Below are 17,133 nucleotides of genomic sequence, written 5' to 3' on the forward strand. Positions count from 1 at the left end.
TCGATAATGTCAATTTAAATCATTCTCCAGTGTTAGTGTTTCCCAATCTAAATCTGATGCTATTTGAGCAAGTTTATCTAAATCAGTCAGGTTATCTAGATAAGGTAAGCAGCCTAAAACTGGCGTGTTAGTGAGTGATTGAATCAATTGAAATGGTGTCCAGTCGGCTATTTCTGCATCCGTTCGGGGTTGTACGCAGTTCAAAACAATGCCTTTAAGATTGATGCGCGATTGTCTAGCTAATGCTACATTCGCCACTGCTTGAGCGATCGCACCCAATCTCACTGGTACTACCAATACTGTTGGTAAACGCCATTCCCCCGCCAAATCAGCTACCGTTAATTCCTCAGTTATTGGTGAACCTAACCCTCCCAAGGCTTCTACAAGTACAAAATCACGCTGCGATCGCAACTTAGACAAAGCTTGCCACACAAGTGCTAAATCTACTCGGCGATTTTCCCGTGCTGCTGCTATCGGAGGAGCAAGAGGTGCTTGAAAGTATAAAGGTGTAATTTCTTCAGCAGATTGTTCTAGCACAAATAGCTTTTGATACCACTCGCGATCGCCAGTCCCCGATTGAATCGGTTTCATGATTCCCCAGCGACGCTGCGGGTAATATTTTTGCCAATAGGCTGCTAACGCTGTTGTTAAAACAGTTTTACCAGCTTCCGTATCAGTTCCAGTAATCAGTAGTGTATTTAACATTAATTTCTTTGGCCAGAAAATGGTTGTGTTCCATCAGTCGGCGGCAAAGTCGGCGCTTCAGTAATGGTCGGAATTGGCAAGGGTGTTTCTGTGGGAATTGGCAAAGGTGTTTCTGTCGGAATTGGCAAAGGTGTCTCTGTGGGAATTGGCAAAGGTGTCTCTGTGGGAATTGGCAAAGGTGTTTCTGTCGGAATTGGCAAGGGTGCTTCTGTCGATGTTGGTTTGACTGGTTTTTCTAATCCAACATTGAGGTTGTAATTGCTTTCAGCAACTCCTGAAAGCAGAGTTAACTCAATAGTATATCTACCAGTAACCAACAATGTGCCTTGATAAAATGTGACTTGTTGGGCAGTATTCTCGATTGGTTGTCCATTGGGACTTAAGACTGTTAGCAGAATGCTGCTTCCTGGGTCAATAAAGGTGTTTAATTTAGCACCTTCTCGCCCAAAAAAGCTGTACTGGATGATTTGATTTGCTTTGAGAGTACCTTCAACCGTGGTTGGCTTAGACGCTGTAAGCTTGAGGCGCTTAGTAGATACAACAGGTCGATCGTTAGTAGGTGTGGGTGTGGGCGTCGGTGTTGGTGTGAATGTAGGCGTCGGTGTTGGTGTGAATGTAGTACCACCAGAAATTACTGGTGAAGGGAAATTTTGTGGAAGCGTCTCATCTGGTGTTTTCGACTGACTGCGGATGGAACTGACTAGTGCCCAAGAACCAAATCCTGCTACGATCACGACAGCAATGCCAATTGCGGCGATCGCTAACGGATTATCCAAAATTGAGCTACTGGGACTTGATGGAATCACAGGAGCGGGTTTTTTGGGTGAAGCTGCTGGTGCTACTAAGTCGGGACGGCGACTAACTGCCATTGTCTGCAAGTTAGACACATTTACATTAGGAAGACTAACTTCTTGTAAAGGTTGTAGTGCTTGAGATACACTAGCAGCACTTTGATAGCGATCGCTCGGTATATGATTCAACATTCGATTCAAAACCTGGGCAAATCGTGGGTTCACTTTTACCCACCGCTGCCAATTCCAAGTTAGTTGGTTTTGATCAAATAGATCCTTTGGTTCTTTACCAGTTAACAAAACAATCGCGCTTACCGCTAATGCATACAAATCACTACTAGGATAAGCTCCCCCTGTTTGCATTTGTTCGCTAGGAGAGTAGCCTAATTTTCCCACGGTGGTTTCTGGTAGCGGATTATCTGGCGATCGTAAACGTGTTGCCAGTTCCTTTACCACTCCAAAGTCAATTAACACAGGTTTAGCATCACTATCTCGCAAAATAATATTTTCTGGCGAGATATCTCGGTGAATAATTCCTCGACTGTGAATATGCTCTAAAACAGGCAACAACATTTGTATCAGCTGCAATACTTCAGCCTCTGTGAAAGTTTTACCCACAGCTTGACGTTCAGCCAGTAGAGTTCGGTACGTCTGACCTGCAACGTAGTCCTCCACTAAAAATAAGCGTTGGTCTTGCTCAAATCTTTCCCGGAATTTCGGCACTTGTGGGTGTTCGATTTGATATAAAATGGCAGCTTCTCGGTGAAAAAGCTCTTGTGCCCTCTCCCAATCTAAAGCCGACCTTGCTGTTGAATTCAATTCCTTGATCGCGCAAAGTTCGTTAAAGCGCCTCTGGTCTTCTGCCAGATAGGTTCTACCAAATCCTCCTTGTCCGAGAATTTGAATTATGCGGTAACGGTTTTGCAAGACAGTGCCAACTGTAATCGGTGGTTGCATGATCGATTGATTGAGTGTAGTAGCAACTGAGGAGGAAGTCACCCACAAAGATTAAGTCCAAGAGGCGACGTACAGTTACCTGCGGCAATATTCTACTGTAAAATTCCAAAAATTCTGCCATTGGGCTATTTCCCAAATTTATTCGAGTGGCGATCGCCCCAACATCCAAAATTATCATCCGTTTGAGTCGCAGGACGGATGCGGTTATCCCTGCACCCAAGTCGAGCGATCGCAACCACCCAAAAATCAGAGCATACCCAACAGTATTAATTTTATACCCTAAATAATACGGGTACTAACTAATTCAGCGGTGATTGGTAGCTGACAGTTGACAGGATGTTCGTGGACAGATTCAATATCTAGGATATTTATTGATATTGAACAATTTTTCTATATTTAACTAAAAACTTTTCAGTAAAAATATTTACAACTGTTTACTTAAGTAGAATTCTTTATGTTAAGTAATGTTTTAAGATCAAAAAAAATCTCTTTATTTAATCTTTATTTAATCTTTATTCAAACTTTATCTAAAAACTTGCTAGTGCGTAAATAAATTTTGTCTACAGCTAGCGTCTTCTAGGCTCTATAATTGTCGTTTTTGTCAATGCGTGGACGATAGAGTAATAAAATACCATTAGTCTACTTAGGAAGAGGTGCTATACTGTGTGAGGACAAACTCTTTAATATCACTAAAGTTGTCAATCCTTTACTTTCAGCTATCAATGAGGTAATTAGAAGAACCTACCAGACCAAATAATGTTTAAGCGATTAGGGTTATTTACCTCAACCAAAAAATTGAACTATAGACCTAGTGGATGGACTTGATGTCAGTTAAGCTATCAATAGCTTCTTTGCAAAGAAGACTAGATAATCAGCGAATAATAAATTTATGCAAAAATGTTTAAATTTTGTATGGAAGCTTCAACAAAGCTTACAGATGTTTTTTTAGGCTATTTCTTGGTTAAATCTATTAAATCTCTAATGATAATATTGCTATGAATGCACATAGAGGATCTGCTGTGCTCAGTTCTGCAACTTTCAAAGTGCAACCATCTGCAACAGGACTGAACGATAATCATCGCCTGCGGCTGTTTTCTGGCTCTGCCAATTTACAACTGTCTCAAGAAGTTGCTCGTTATCTGGGCATGGACTTGGGGCCAATGATTCGCAAAAGATTTGCGGATGGAGAACTTTACGTTCAAATCCAAGAATCGATTCGGGGTTGTGATGTCTATTTAATCCAGCCATGTTGTCAACCTGTAAACGATAATTTAATGGAATTATTGATTATGGTTGATGCTTGTCGTCGAGCTTCTGCGCGACAGGTGACGGCAGTAATTCCCTACTATGGCTATGCTCGTGCTGATCGCAAAACGGCAGGACGAGAGTCAATAACCGCCAAGCTAGTTGCTAACTTGATCACCGAAGCAGGTGCCAATCGCGTTCTCGCAATGGATTTACACTCGGCTCAGATTCAAGGCTATTTCGATATACCCTTTGACCATGTTTACGGTTCACCAGTATTGCTAGATTATCTAGCCAGCAAACAACTGCCAGACGTGGTAGTTGTTTCTCCTGATGTTGGTGGTGTAGCGCGAGCTAGGGCATTTGCGAAAAAACTGAATGATGCTCCACTAGCGATTATTGACAAACGTCGTCAGGCACATAATGTTGCAGAAGTATTAAATGTCATCGGCGATGTTAAAGGCAAAACGGCAGTGTTGGTGGATGACATGATCGACACTGGAGGAACGATCGCGGAAGGGGCGCGATTACTGCGTGAAGAAGGAGCACGTCAAGTATATGCCTGTGCAACTCATGCGGTGTTCTCTCCACCGGCGATGGAGCGGTTGTCCAGTGGCTTGTTTGAGGAAGTCATTGTCACCAATACCATTCCCATACCAGAAAACAATCGTTTTTCACAACTAGTGGTGCTGTCAGTAGCAAATCTTTTGGGAGAAACTATCTGGCGAATTCATGAAGATACTTCAGTCAGTAGTATGTTCCGCTAAATACATTCCCGTTACAGGGATAAATTACCCACATTGACCCCTTGATCGGGTGCAGTGTGGGCTTTTGCTTTTAGTTATTACGCCAACACTAACGGTCCCTTGTGGGCAAAAGCAGCCCTAATCGCTGCACAAGAGCTTTTTCATCTGCGGTAGTAAAATGGATGCAACACTGCCAAATTAGAATACTTTGATTCAGTTTGGACAATTTGGGTAAAGAGGACAAAGGGATGGTTGCAACTCCTAAAAAAGTGATTTCAGTTTTACCTTTGGAAAATGGCGATCGCTTATCTCGCTGCGAATTTGAGCGTCGTTATCAGGCAATGCCGCATCTAAGAAAAGCTGAACTGGTTGAGGGAGTTGTGTATATCATGGCATCGCCACTGAGAATTAAAAGTCATGGAGAACCACATGGAGACCTGATCGGGTGGTTATGGAACTATAAAACTGCAACCCCTGGCGTTGTTTTGGGAATTGAACCCACAGTGCGTTTAGATCCAGATAATGAACCACAGCCTGACGCGGTACTATTCATTCCGGGCAGACAGGCATTGATTAATGAGGATGATTATATCCAAGGCGCACCCGAACTGGTAATAGAAGTGGCAGCAAGCAGTGCAGCTATCGATTTACATGACAAAAAACGCACCTATCGACGGAATGGAGTACAGGAGTATATTGTCTGGCGAACATTAGATAATCAGTTGGATTGGTTTAGGCTGCAAGCGGACGAGTATGTTTCGCTACCAATTGATGACCAGGGAATTATTCGCAGTCAGGTGTTTCCGGGGTTGTGGTTGGTGGTGCCTGCCTTACTGTCAGGAGAAATGGCAACGGTATTATCTGTGTTACAAGCAGGTTTAGCCGCCACTGAACATCAAGAATTCATGCAAAAGTTGAATGAGACTATCGAAAATGGGGAATAGATATATACTGAGTTTTTTTTAAAGAATGTAATAAGTATGGAAAAGCTCTCTAGGAAAAGGCTAATAAAAAAGATGACTAAAACAGAAAAGGATACAAGCCCCTAAATTAATTTATGGATAAGAAAAAAGATTTATTTCGAGATACGAAACACTAGAAATAATTTATCCTTATTTCAATCCCCTAAATTTATTTATGGGGATAATAATTTTGAATTTTGAATTTTGAATTTTGAATTCCCCGTTCGCGTAGCGTCTCGCAGAGAAGGGGTTGACTCCTTACCGATACAGCCAAACCCGGAGTAGTGAAAGCAGTTGCTCAGTATCTACAGGTTTGGTGATGTAGTCAGAAGCTCCAGCTTCAATGCACTTTTCCTTATCACCTGGCATGGCTTTGGCAGTTAAAGCAATGATTGGTAGTGAGCGAAACTGTTGTTGCTGGCGGATGGCGCGGGTGGTTTCGTAACCATCCATTTCCGGCATCATGATATCCATCAAAACTATATTAATTTCAGGATTAGTTTGCAGCCTCTCTATGCCATCTTTGCCGTTTTCGGCAAATAGTACTTGCATTTGATAACTTTCTAAAAAGCTGGTTAGGGCAAAAATATTTCTGAGGTCATCATCTACAATCAAAATTTTCCGATTAGCCAGCACCGGGTCAGTTTGATGTAGTTGCTCTAGCATTTGACGCTTTGGTGTGGGCAAATTTGCTTGCACCCGATGCAAAAATAGGGCAGTTTCATCTAACAACCGCTCTGGCGATCGCACATTTTTAATAATAATCGTCTCTGCAAGTCCCCGCAGCTGGGTTTCTTCCTGTCGGCTGAGTTCTTTACCGGTGTAAACAATTATCGGCAGTTTCAAAAGCTTGGGTTCAAGTTTTATCTGCTCAATTAGGGTAAACCCGCTCATATCAGGCAGACCGAGATCCAGTACCATACAATCAAAGTAATGCGATCGCAAAATCGAGAGGGCTTCTGCCCCCGTACCTACTGCTGTACTCTGGACATCGCCGTTACCAATCAGTTCGATAATACTTTGGGCTTGTACGGGGTCATCTTCTACAATTAGGAGATTTTTTACTTGACGCTCAATAAAACCTTTAATCTCAGTCAATACCTGAGTTAGCGCTTCTGGAGACACGGGTTTTTGTAAATAGGTAATCGCTCCTAGCTGTAATCCCCGTTGTTGTCTTTCATCAACAGAAAGTATGTGTACTGGTATATGTCTGGTATCTGGTTTATGCTTCAGACGATCCAGCACCGTCCAACCATCCATCTCTGGCATGTGGATATCTAGCATAATCGCATTGGGTTTAAACTGTTCTGCTAGTGCTAAACCTTGTTTGCTCTGTAAAGCAACAATAGTTTTAAAGCCCTGCTGACGCGCCATATCTAGTAAGATGCGGGCGAACTTATCGTCATCCTCGATAATTAGCAGAATGCGATCGCCCGGTTGAATTATTTCCCGATCATCTGGAATATCGTTGGGTAAGCTGGGAAGCACTTTCACTGATGGAGAGATGTCCACATTTGTGGGTCTGTTTTCCACCATTGACACTTCTTTTATGGTCGATGCTGTAGGGATAGAGGTGGTTGGCTCAAGAGGTGGTGTGGTGATATTTTGACCATTCTTTTCCTGTCGCCTGGGCAAGTAAAGCGTGAAGGTGCTTCCCTGGCCTGGTTGGCTGAGTAGTTCAATTCTCCCTCCCAACAGTTGAGCTAATTCACGGCTGATGGACAAACCTAATCCAGTCCCCCCGTACTTGCGGCTGGTAGTGCCATCTGCTTGCTGAAATGCCTCGAAAATAATCTTCTGCTTTTCGGCTGGAATGCCTATGCCCGTGTCGCTGACGGCAAAAGCGATCGTGGGCTTATCAACTTGGGCTGCCTCATCTACCATGCTAATTTGTAACTTTATACCTCCCTGTTCTGTAAACTTAAAGGCATTAGATAGGAGATTTTTCAGTACTTGTTGCAGACGTTTGGAGTCGTTATAAATTGTTGGGGGTAACTTCTCATCTAGTTGAATAGTAAAACTGAGTTCTTTATTGTGGGCAACTTGTCGGAAAGTCTGCTCTAGAGATATCACCAAATCTGCAAGAGCAATTTGCTCAATATCGAGCGACATAGTACCCGACTCAATTTTTGCCAAATCTAGAATGTCATTGATCAATTCCAGCAAATCAGTCCCAGCCGAGTAAATAGTCCGACTGTACTCTACCTGTTTGTCAGTCAAGTTGTTAAGAGAGTTATCCGCGAGCAGCCTTGCTAAAATTAACAGGCTATTTAACGGTGTCCGCAGTTCGTGGGACATGTTCGCGAGAAATTCCGATTTATATTTGGAAGACAACGCCAGTTGTTCAGCTTTTTCTTCAAAAGACTGCCTCGCCCGCTCAACTTCCTGGTTCTTGCGGGCAACTTCTCGATTTTGAACTTCTAATAATTCTGCCTTTTCTTCTAGCTCCTCATTTAATTGTTGTAATTCCTCGTTAGACTGCTTGACAAGAAATTGTGATTCCTCTAGGTCTTGCGTCTGTTCTTCCAGGCGTTGATTGCTTTGCTGTAGTTCTTCTTGCTGGGTTTGCAGTTCCTCTGTTAAAGCAACAGACTCTTCAAGTAGTTGCTGAGTTTGCACTTGTGAGGCTATGTTATTTAAAAATACACCCAGATTTTCACTCAGTTGCTCTAGAAATGTCAGGTGTAACTGGTTAAAAGGCCCAAAAGAGGCAAGTTCAATTACAGCATTTACCTGCGCCTCAAATACTATGGGTAACACAATAATATTTAGAGGTGGTGCTTCTCCCAAGCCGGAAGTGATACGAATATAGTCACTGGGAACTTCCGTGAGGAGGATTCTTTGTTTTTCTAGGGCGCATTGTCCTACTAATCCCTCACCCAAGCGAAACTGATTTGCTAGGTTTTTCCGCTCTTTGTAAGCATAACTACTCAACAACTTCAGGATCGGCTGGTCGTCTATAGAGTTCATCGCATAAAAAACGCCCTGTGATGCCCCAACCAGTGGTGCTAAATTTGACAAGATCGTTCGAGACACGTTTTCCAGATTTCGCTGCCCTTGGAGCATCTGGGTAAATTCAGCTAAGTTAGATTTTAGCCAGTTTTGCTCCTCATTTTTTTGAGTTGTGTTTCGCAAATTAACGATCATCTGGTTGAAGATGCGTGTCAACACACCAATTTCATCTTGGCGATCGCTATCTGGTAAACTGACCGATAAATAGCCATCCGCCACCTTTTGAGCCAAATCAGAAACTCGCTTCAGCGGTACTGAGATATGTCTGGTCAGGGCGAATCCGATCAAAGCTAAGAGCAATGAGAATAAGGGAATACTATAAACAATACTGGCAAGTGTTTGCCGAGCAGCTGCTTGTGCCTTTTCAGAGCGCTGTTTCAGCAGTGTATTCTCCTCATGTTCCATCGTCTGGATAACTTTGCGGATTTCACTCATTAGCTGCTTGCCCCGGTCTGTCAAAACGACCTTCACAGAAGCTTCAAAACCTTGGTTCTGGCGCAAATCGATAGTTTCTTTAAGCTCGTCCAACTTCTGAGTGATTAATGGCTGTAAAATATCCAGCTGCTGTTGCTGCTTGGGATTATCTGCTGTTAAATTCTGAAGAACCTTAAGTTTTTGATCCAGTACTTGAATGGCTGCATTATAAGGTTCTAAATAGCGCTGTTCTCCAGTAAGAACGTAACCGCGTTGCCCAGTCTCAGCATTTGTCAGTTGCAAGTTGAGGTCTTCAAGCTGACTTAACACCTTGTAAGTATGGGTTTCTTTGCTCGAAGTTTCAATTAGCTGATTGGTGCTTTGGTAGGAGATTAGACCAATGGTGGCCAGAGTTGCCAAACTCAAGGCAAAACTTGCTCCAATCTTGGTTCCAATCTTCAAACGGTTCAACATTATTCCAAACAGGTATTCAAATTATTTCTGTTTTTAAGGCTATTTTGATTATGTTTTGGCTATCCAAAATAAATTGGCCATATCATATTTAATTTAGTTTATATAGAATCTATCTAGTTTTTTGCACGCCAATTATCATTCTTTATCCTCATTTTTTACAAATGTAAGGCTATTTTAATAATTATATATCTAAATCATAATATTTTTATCTAGCATTTTGACAATTTTCTTAACAACAAATTGTTCTGAGCATAACTTCTTTCAAAAGAAGCAACTACCTGATTTTGTAATTGAATCTTGCGATAGATAATTAAAGACTTGTGCTTAGATTATAAACTTAATATTACATTTCACTAAAAAATGGTGTTTCTTAAAGTTCTATTGTAATGGTTAAATAACTTTGGCATTAATAAAAAGGTTGATAGTAAAATTAAACAGCCAGATATTAAAAATTAAATTCATAAAAACACAATTTATATAAACACCAAATATAGTCGCTTTTGCTGTAGAATATGATATCTATGCCATTGTACATCAATATACACAGCAACCTTAACCTTAGTGATCGCAAGCGGTATAATTCCACAGGAAATGTAAGGTTTAAAAAGACAACTTATACCCATAAAAGTATATATCTATAGTACGAAAGTATTACTTAGACTATAAATTATTAGGAATATGCACAATTATGGTGTGTCATAAAAGCTATTGATATTAACTAGAAGTTGGTAATAACCTGGCGATCGCTTCTAGCCGCATCAAGTTCTGATTGGCTATAGATACTAAAATGTTGAATCTTGTTACTCTCTAAAATAGCTCTTGCACCTGCTACATAGATATCAGTACCTTTTAGTACTAACAAGTAATGCCCAAGGGTCAGATGATGCTCATAATCTCTGACTAGATCATCAGAAATTCCTAAATTAGTGTAGTTATATTGGGAACTGCTGATATTTGCCTCAATAATATCACTTATTTCACTTGTGTTTTTAGCAACTACTGATATTTGACTCATCGGAAAGCCAGCGGTTTTCAGTTCAGTAAGCGCTCCTTCGGCGTCTTGACGCCGATAAAAAACACCAAGTGCGTGTCTATAGCGATTATTTGGGGTCGAGTATGGCTCATAAACCCCCCATTGTTGAATATCACGGCGATTAAAAATCCTCTTGGCAAGACGAATTTCTATGTCTATACCGGTCACTATCACCAAATAGTAACCTTTACAGACAAGATCGCTATAACCCTGTGCTTGCTTTTCAGAAATTCCTAAACTTAGGAACAAAGCAGGCAAACCACCTGCTAAGGTGGTAGCGATCGCAGTTACTTCCGATCCAGCTAAAATGACTGAGCCTATACCAGGAATAACTAAGAGGGCTACACTAACTGATAATTCAGTAATACTCCCGAAAGCATCACTAGCAACGGCTCCAGCAGTATCTTTTGAGGATGTATTGCCAGTGTTTTCTATAATTTCAACACCAGCAATATCAGTTTTTTCTTCTGTATTCCGTGCAATAACAGAAACTTTGTTCATTGGAAAATTAGAAGCTTTTAGTTCCTGAAGTACCAATTGTGCATCGGAATACCCAGCGAAAACTCCTATAGTTCTTCGCTCTTTTTCTAATGTCATTTTATCGGTTTATTGCAGTTAGAAGTGATTCCCAAGATTGTTACCTAAATTTGAGGCAATTACACAGCTCGGCGAGTCAGTAAACCCCAAAGGAAAATTAGGATCATTGCACCAATAACAGCAAATAAAATGCTTGGCAGAGATAAAGCTCCTACAGATGCAGCTGCTGCTCCCGAACTACTTCCTAACAATACTTGACCCAAATAACCACCGAATACGGCTCCAAGGATTCCTAATATAATGGTAGAGATAATACCGCCACCTTGGGTTCCAGGATAAAATAACTTAGCTAAGGCACCTGCAATTAAACCCAAAACCAACCAAGCAATAATGTTAGTCATAGAATTTCTCCTTCACTGATAATCTGCTTTGTTTGCATTTGACTCTTTCATATTAAAGTTTGCCTCCAAAATTTCCGATCTATCTAGAGAACTAATATCAAAAATCTTTAGACATCATTTGAATATTCACCAGGTGGTCTTTGACGATGAATATATAAATTAGTAACATTCTGTACATTCAAGTATTTGTATAGCAGTCTTATTTGACATCATAAAAAATGTAGATAAGGAAGCTAATCGCCTTCTAGATGAGATACGACGTGTAGCTTGCTTCTCCGTAGGGGTAAGCGTAGTATCTCGTAGAGAAAGACACAAAGGGAAGAAAGAATAAAGAAGTATATACTTTTCACATCTGGATTTTTGATTTTAAAAAAAGCGATATCAGCCGTTTAAGGCTCAGGACTGAAGACTATAGAAAGAGCTAGTTGATAAAGTTGGCGACGGGGAAGGGAAGTAAATTTTGCTAACTGACGGCTAGCTTGCGATCGCGATATTCCTTGACTAATTAACTGTTTCAATTCGGCTTTCAATTCTTCTTCTGTCAGTTGGGGCTGACTGGCTGGAATTCCCGCTACTACTAATGTATATTCACCTTGGGGTTCTCGTTGAGTGTAGTAAGCGATCGCTTGGGCAATTGTCCCCCGCCAAAATTCCTCATACAATTTAGTTAACTCCCGTCCTAACACAATTTGGCGATCGCTTCCCCAAACAAGAGCTAAGTCTTGCAAAGTATCTCGCAAACGGTGCGGCGATTCGTAGAAAATCAATGTGCGAGATTCTGTTTGCAGAGATTCTAAATGTTCTTGTCTCTGTTGAGTTTTAGCTGGGAGAAAGCCTTCAAAGACAAATCGATCTGTTGGTAGTCCAGCTGCACTCAAAGCGGTAATTGCTGCACTAGCGCCAGGAATCGGAACTACTGGAATTCCCGCCTCAATACAGGCTTTCACCAGTTCATATCCCGGATCGGAAATACCTGGCATCCCAGCATCGCTCACAAGAGCGATCGCTTTATTATTAACTAAATGCTCTAATAATTCTGGAATACGGCTGGTACGATTGTGTTCGTGGTAACTCACCTGGGGTGTTTTGACTTGAAAATGCTGTAGCAGTTTGCCAGTATGACGCGTGTCTTCCGCAGCAATAATATCCACAGTTTGCAAAATTCGTACCGCCCGAAAGGTGATATCTTCCAGGTTGCCAATTGGTGTGCCGACAACGTAAAGTGTTCCTGGTTTTGGATCGGTTTGCATGAGCAAGAGTTAAGAGTTAAAAGTTCAAAATAATAATTTACGTCTAATGCGAATTGAGTATTGGCCACACTCCATACCCAAATTTTGTTTTTTTGACCCGACGAAAGTTTCTAATTCATCAATTTCAGTGATTTCGGGTATTTCTGGTCTTTTAAGACGCGATAAATCGCATCTCTACATCTGGGTTTTGTTGCTCATTCTGAACTGTATTGCGTCCTATCTTATTTCAATAATCTTAGTCCACTCAGGGTAACTAACACTGTGGAACCTTCATGGCCAATCACGCCGATGGGTAAGTTAATATTTCCGAGAAAGTTGCCGACTAAAAGCAACATAATGAAACTCAACGCTACAACTATATTTTGTTTTACTATGAGTTGCGATCGCCTGCCCAAATGCATCGCTACAGCAATTTTTTCTAACCTGTCTGCCATCAGTACTATATCTGCGGTTTCCAATGCCACATCGCTACCAGATACTCCCATTGCTATACCCACAGATGCTTGCGCTAAAGCTGGTGCATCATTAATGCCATCGCCTACCATTGCAACTGTTTGATATTGTTGCTGTAAACTGCGGATAACATTCAGCTTATCTTCTGGTAGAAGTTGGGCATATACCCGATCAATTCCTACTGCTTTGGCGACACTGTGAGCAGTTTCCTGATTATCCCCGGTTAGCATGACAATTTGTTCAACTCCCAGTTTCTTTAATCTGCTGATGGTTGCGGCTGCTTCAACTCTTACCTCATCTGCGATCGCAATTACACCCATCACCTCTGCTCCCCGTGCTACCCAAACCACAGTTTTACCTTCTTGCTCCCAAGATTGAACTATTTCTTGCAATTCTTCAGGTAAATTTGTCACATACTGCTGCACAAAAATGGCATTCCCGACAATTACCTGTTGTTCTTGAGAAATTCCGACAATTCCTTGTCCAGGTAAGGCTTGCACTTCGATTGCACCAACCCAATTTAAATCAATAGCTGCCTGCACAACTGCTTTACCGATGGGATGTTCGGAAGATGATTCTACACTGGCAGCAGCTATTAATACATCATTGCTAGTGTATTCACTAACTGAAACTATCTGAAATACCTGCACCTGTCCTGTTGTTAGAGTACCAGTTTTATCAAATGCGATCGCTCGGACTTTACCAATCTTCTCCAACTGCGCCCCATTTTTAAACAAAATCCCCTGTCTTGCACCATTGGCGATTCCTGAAAGCAGGGTGGGCATAATTGCAGCCATCAGCGCACAGGGAGAAGCCACCACCAAAAAAGTAAGAGCGCGGTAAATCGTCGTTTCCCAATCCCAACCCCAGAGAAATGGCGGTAAAGTTGCCAGCAATATCCCAGCTACTACAATGACTTTGGCATATCCTTTTTCAAAGCGATCGATAAACTCTTGTGAAGGAGGTGCTTGAGTCTTTGCTTGTTCTACCAAACGAATCACCCGCTGGATTAAACTGCTTTGGGCTGGTTTGTGTACCTTAATTTGCAATGCACCATAGCTATTGAGTGTACCGGCAAATACTTCTGCACCCACTGTTTTCTCTACAGGTAAAGACTCGCCTGTGATTGCAGCTTGATTCAGGGTGCTGTAACCAGATAAAATTATTCCATCAGTAGGAATTAACTCTCCAGGTTTGACGACAATCTCATCACCCACTTTTAGCTGACTGATAGGAATTTCCTCTTCTCTTCCTTGATACAAAACCCTTGCTGTATCTGCTGTCAAACTCATCAAACTACGGATACTCCGCTCAGTTCGCTGCATTGCATAGCCTTCTAGTGCGCCACTGATGGCAAAGATCAGAATCAAAATTGCCCCATCAATAATTAAATGATATTCTCCTCGCCATAAGCCAAGGCTAGCAGCACCAATGGCGGCGACAATCATCAGCAAATCTACATCAAGTTCTTTTTCTTTGAAAAGGGTGGTTAATCCCTCCCGCGCACTTTCATAACCACCAATCACGTAAGCAGCAGGTAGGAGCAGCAGTGCTAATCCCAAAGCGCCGAGATGCAAGGCGAACCATCCGAGAAATAGCAGCAACCCACATAAAAGAGCTGCTACGGTATCTGCGTGTTCTCTGGTGAATTGGGTGAAACGTTGGGGGTAGAGCATGAGAGGTGAATTAACAGGGACTCTCTCACGCTAAACCTTGACATTAATGTTAATGTCAAGGTTTAGCGTGAAAAATGCTCCAAGAGTGGCTAGATTCGCAGAGTTATTCTTTATGGTAGTGTGTGTTTTATTTTAGGTATGGTGCGCTAATTTGTAAACCTTCAAATTTCTTATTAGAGGATGAAAGCGATTGCCTGTGGCACGCTCCACAATCGCAAAAAAGTGCTAAATGTTGTTGATACCAGTTTTAAAGTTCAAGATATAAATAACTAATAAATATCTGTAATAGTCGGAGTTATCTTGCTGTTAAAGACTAAAAATCAACCAAATTTAATTCTTTATGTAACCAAGATTGATGATAATCCCCATCATTTTAATAAGTTATTTAAACTTAGGGATGAAATTGAGCAGTTACCCCAAGATTGCTTAAATATCAAGGTAGATTTTCACTACTGCGAATTCTTGGGACACTACGGCGTTGCTTTTTTGGGGGGACTATTCCGTCTTGTCGAAGCTCGTGGCGGCTCTCTCGCTTTCGATTGGAATACACTTCCAGACAAAATTCGGATGAACTTAGCTCAGAATGGCTTCTTGTATGATTTCGGTTTTAACACGAAACCGTGGGATGGCAACTCAATACCTTACCGGAATGATCTTCAGCAGGATATGAGTGCTATTGCAGATTACCTGAAATATAATTGGCTGGGCAAAGGTTGGGTCAACATCAGTCCAAGACTACAAGATGCAATTACAGGGCGAGTCTTAGAGATATATTTCAATGCATTTGATCATAGTCAATCTGCGGTGGGGGTGTTCAGCTGCGGTCAGCACTACCCCAAACTTGGTTTTCTTCATCTGACGGTCATCGACTTTGGTATTGGTATCCCTACTAGTGTTCGCTCTCTACCTCAGAACTTAGACAAGACTGCTAATGAGGCTCTACAGTGGGCGTTCGAGCCGGGAAATAGCACTAAGCAAGACAGTATCTCCCGTGGCGCAGGCTTAAATTTATTGCAAGAGTTCATCGTAAAAAATCATGGAAACCTTACAATTTTTAGTAATGACGGATATGTCAATATAGGCGATAATATTATATATAAGAACACATGTACTAATTTCAAGGGAACCCTGATTAATATTGCAATTCGGTGTGATGAATCTTACTACTGCCTAGCAACTGAAGCTCATCAACTTAAGAAGCGGTTATTTTAAATAGGGAGATAGAGGAATGGCATACAAAATTTTTGATCTCGTCGGGAAATACGCCATCAGCGCTGAGAGTGGGCAGAAGCTATATGACCAGATTCATCCAGTTCTGCTTTCTGGCAACCCTGTAGAATTGGATTTTACTGGAGTTCAGGTCTTTGCGTCTCCCTTTTTCAACCTTGCGATCGCTCATCTCTTGAAAGATATTCCAGCAGATAACCTGAATCGACTGGTTGAGTTCACCGCTATAAGTTCTGAGGGGTGGAATGTTCTTGAGCGTGTGATTGCCAATGCGAAGCATTACTATTCCGATGAGCAATTTCGTAATGCGGTGGATGCAGCGATCGCAGAGCAGGCTGCAACTTTTTAAAGCATGGTGGTAAATCTTAATATCCAAGCTGATATCATCGATATCAAAACTGATAATCCCCAGCAGGGTGATATTTTCCTTGTAGATACCAACGTCTGGTTTTGGCAGACGTATACAAATGCTGGGTTTGGTACTCAAACTTCCAGATTCAGCAATTATCTGAAATATATTAATCAAGCTCTTGTAAATGGAGCCACACTGACATATTCTGGGCTAATTTTGGCTGAATTGGCTCATATCATTGAGAAAACTGAATATAACATTTATACAAAATCACATGGGTCTTTGCCATTTAAGGAATATCGTCATAATTACCCAAATGAACGGATGAATGTTGTTGCCGAAGTTCAGTCAGCTTGGAGTCAGGTTAAGACGTTTGCTGTTCCTGTTAATCTGACAGTAGATGACGCAACAACCGATGCAGCACTAAACAGATTTCAAACTCAAGCTGTTGACGGCTACGATTTACTACTTCTCGAAGCTATTAGCAGAGCAGGAGCAGGGAAAATTAAAATTATCACACATGACATGGATTATGCTGTTGTTCCAGATATTCAGGTATTTACGAGCAATAACAACGTCATCCAAGCAGCTAATATACAAAAAAAATTATCGCCTCTTAGGTAGTTTAACTAAGTACAATTTTTAAAAGCGTAGCGTTTTTAATGCAAGGGAACGCATTCACATTGTATCGGGATGCATTGGCATTGCAAGGGCACGCATTCACATTGCATCGGGATGCATTGGCATTGCAGGGAGACGCATTCACATTGCATCGGGATGCATTGGCATTGTAAAATATTGCCAAATTTAATTCGCTACAAATTAATTAAATGCTGTACTAAGCTAGGTTAAAAGCGATCGCCCTTCCTAAACACGCCCCCTCGACAACAATTAACCT

Annotated in this window: 13 protein-coding genes and 1 pseudogene; 6 read left to right on the forward strand and 8 right to left on the reverse strand. The window is 41.5% G+C overall.

Going from position 1 to position 17,133, the window contains the following annotated elements; translation table 11 throughout:
• Nucleotides 1-9 precede the first annotated feature (9 nt).
• Entirely contained in the window at nt 10-705 is a 696-nt protein-coding gene (gene bioD / locus NLP_RS08375) for a dethiobiotin synthase (protein WP_104905997.1), read from the reverse strand.
• Nucleotides 705-2,453, reverse strand: coding sequence for a serine/threonine-protein kinase (locus NLP_RS08380; protein ID WP_104905998.1), 1,749 nt, complete (start codon nt 2,451-2,453; stop codon nt 705-707). Before NLP_RS08380 ends, bioD begins: the two co-directional genes overlap by 1 nt.
• A gap of 995 nt (nt 2,454-3,448) precedes the next feature.
• Here NLP_RS08380 and NLP_RS08385 point away from each other — a divergent pair.
• Complete coding sequence (locus tag NLP_RS08385; RefSeq protein WP_104905999.1) at nt 3,449-4,465, forward strand: ribose-phosphate pyrophosphokinase; 1,017 nt, start codon at nt 3,449-3,451, stop codon at nt 4,463-4,465.
• Between the two features lie 227 nt (nt 4,466-4,692).
• Nucleotides 4,693-5,388 carry a Uma2 family endonuclease gene (locus NLP_RS08390; RefSeq protein ID WP_104906000.1) on the forward strand — a complete coding sequence of 232 codons (696 nt, stop codon included), beginning with the start codon at nt 4,693-4,695 and terminating at the stop codon, nt 5,386-5,388.
• Nucleotides 5,389-5,664: 276 nt separating this feature from the next.
• Here NLP_RS08390 and NLP_RS08395 read toward each other — a convergent pair whose 3' ends face one another.
• The 6 genes and pseudogenes from NLP_RS08395 to NLP_RS08420 form a co-directional block, all read right to left on the reverse strand.
• Nucleotides 5,665-9,306 carry a response regulator gene (locus NLP_RS08395; RefSeq protein WP_104906001.1) on the reverse strand — a complete coding sequence of 1,214 codons (3,642 nt, stop codon included), beginning with the start codon at nt 9,304-9,306 and terminating at the stop codon, nt 5,665-5,667.
• A 718-nt stretch (nt 9,307-10,024) separates the two neighbouring features.
• Nucleotides 10,025-10,936: a hypothetical protein gene (locus tag NLP_RS08400; protein WP_104906002.1), complete on the reverse strand. Its 912-nt coding sequence runs from the start codon at nt 10,934-10,936 to the stop codon at nt 10,025-10,027.
• Between the two features lie 59 nt (nt 10,937-10,995).
• Nucleotides 10,996-11,277, reverse strand: coding sequence for a GlsB/YeaQ/YmgE family stress response membrane protein (locus NLP_RS08405; protein ID WP_104906003.1), 282 nt, complete (start codon nt 11,275-11,277; stop codon nt 10,996-10,998).
• 389 nt (nt 11,278-11,666) lie between these two features.
• Entirely contained in the window at nt 11,667-12,527 is an 861-nt protein-coding gene (rsmI, locus tag NLP_RS08410) for a 16S rRNA (cytidine(1402)-2'-O)-methyltransferase (protein WP_104906004.1), read from the reverse strand.
• 53 nt (nt 12,528-12,580) lie between these two features.
• Nucleotides 12,581-12,671, reverse strand: a pseudogene (locus tag NLP_RS08415) (IS1 family transposase); the annotation flags it as partial.
• 77 nt (nt 12,672-12,748) lie between these two features.
• Nucleotides 12,749-14,656, reverse strand: coding sequence for a heavy metal translocating P-type ATPase (locus tag NLP_RS08420; protein ID WP_104906005.1), 1,908 nt, complete (start codon nt 14,654-14,656; stop codon nt 12,749-12,751).
• Between the two features lie 300 nt (nt 14,657-14,956).
• Here NLP_RS08420 and NLP_RS08425 point away from each other — a divergent pair, with 300 nt between their 5' ends.
• From NLP_RS08425 to NLP_RS35495, 4 genes are read left to right on the forward strand one after another with little or no spacing between them, the layout of a single operon-like run.
• Nucleotides 14,957-15,868, forward strand: a complete 912-nt coding sequence (locus tag NLP_RS08425) for an ATP-binding protein (protein WP_199784783.1) — start codon at nt 14,957-14,959, stop codon at nt 15,866-15,868.
• Between the two features lie 16 nt (nt 15,869-15,884).
• Nucleotides 15,885-16,232 carry an STAS-like domain-containing protein gene (locus tag NLP_RS08430; RefSeq protein ID WP_104906006.1) on the forward strand — a complete coding sequence of 116 codons (348 nt, stop codon included), beginning with the start codon at nt 15,885-15,887 and terminating at the stop codon, nt 16,230-16,232.
• A 3-nt stretch (nt 16,233-16,235) separates the two neighbouring features.
• A complete protein-coding gene (locus tag NLP_RS08435; RefSeq protein ID WP_104906007.1) occupies nt 16,236-16,859 on the forward strand; it encodes a hypothetical protein in 624 nt (207 codons plus the stop codon).
• 38 nt (nt 16,860-16,897) lie between these two features.
• A complete protein-coding gene (locus NLP_RS35495; RefSeq protein ID WP_267894911.1) occupies nt 16,898-17,029 on the forward strand; it encodes a hypothetical protein in 132 nt (43 codons plus the stop codon).
• The last annotated feature ends 104 nt before the right edge of the window (nt 17,030-17,133 follow it).

The organism is Nostoc sp. 'Lobaria pulmonaria (5183) cyanobiont' (assembly GCF_002949795.1).
Taxonomy (GTDB): domain Bacteria; phylum Cyanobacteriota; class Cyanobacteriia; order Cyanobacteriales; family Nostocaceae; genus Nostoc.